Below are 1,312 nucleotides of genomic sequence, written 5' to 3'. Positions count from 1 at the left end.
CGACATGTTGGCGAGGAACTCGGACTTGTAGCGGCTGGTGGCTTCCAGCGAGCGTGCGTTGCGGGCCAGGTCGGCCTGGGCCACCACCAGCGTGGCACGCTGGCGTTCGAGCTCGTGCGTGCGCTCCTCGAGCTGCACGTTGGTCTGCTCCAGCTCGGCCTGCTGCGCCTCGAGCGAGGCATGCGAGTGCTGCAGGCTGCGGCTCTGTTCTTCCAGTTCCTCGTTGGCCACGCGCAGCTCTTCCTGCTGGGTCTGCAGCTCTTCGCTCTGGCGCTGGGTTTCTTCGAGCAGCTCGTTCTGGCGCTGGCGCATGGCCGAGGTGCGCAGGGCCACGCCGATCACCTCGCCCGTGCGGTCGAGCAGGTCGAGGTCCGCCCCATGCAGGTCCTGCCCGGCGACGCGGCCAATCTCCACCACGCCCACCGCGTAGCCATCGGCGGTGACCGGCATGAGGAAGAGTTCCGACGGCGTGGTGCGCCCGAGCGTCGACGCGACGGCGAGGTGGGTGTCGGCCAGCCCGGCGATGCGGCGCGGCTTGCCTTCAGTCAGCAGGTCGCCGAGCAGGCCACCCTGGCGGGGCAGCTCGGCGGGGTGGCCGGCTGGCAGGCCCACGCCGCCGCACAGCACCAGCTGGCGGCCGTCGGTGCGGTAGAGCGCGCCCACCTGCGCGTCGAGGCGGCGGCACAGCGCGCGCACGGCATGCAGGCCGATCTCCTCGGGGCTCTGCTCGCCACGCAGTGCGAACGAGACGGCGTTCTGGCCCTCCTGGAGCCACAGCATGCGCTCGGCGGCGATGCGCGCCTTCAACGCCTGGCTCACCACGGCCGCGATGACCCAGAACGAGACCGCACCGATGCTGCGGTTCACCTCGGTGAAACTGGCCGATGCGGACGGCGGCGAGAGCTTGTAGCCGATGGCGATGCATACGGTGGCGATGAAGGCCACGACGAAGGGGATATCCCGCCGCGACTGGAACACCGTGAGGCCAATGGCGAAGAAATAGCCGCACCACACCGAATACCCGAGCGGGGTCAGCGCATCGACCCCCAGGGTGGCGGCGATGATGGCGAACGCGACGCCCCACAAGGTGCGGTCGCGTGCTAACTGCTTCTGGCTCAAACGATTTCCCCTGTGGACGTAACGCTTAACCCTCAAAGCGTGCGGATCGGGTTGTAAAGCCGATGTGACGACCCGCCCGCCCTCGTTTTGCCCGATCCGGGACAGGCGCGCGGCCACCGGCGGGGTTACCTTCCTCGCACCCCTACGAACCAGGCAACCCCCATGCTGAAGCAGTTGCTGCGCGGTACCGCGC

General features: G+C 69.0%; 1 protein-coding gene. It reads right to left on the bottom strand.

Annotated features, from left to right (window positions below; all coding sequences use genetic code 11):
- A partial coding sequence (locus tag VI08_RS20485; protein WP_045831499.1) for a GAF domain-containing protein occupies positions 1-1,119 on the bottom strand: 1,119 nt, incomplete at its 3' end.
- Positions 1,120-1,312 lie beyond the last annotated feature (193 nt).

The sequence above is a fragment of the Luteibacter yeojuensis genome (assembly GCF_000964085.1).
GTDB classification, from domain to species: Bacteria; Pseudomonadota; Gammaproteobacteria; order Xanthomonadales; family Rhodanobacteraceae; genus Luteibacter; species Luteibacter yeojuensis_A.
This window is presented reverse-complemented; position numbering and strand designations above follow the sequence as displayed.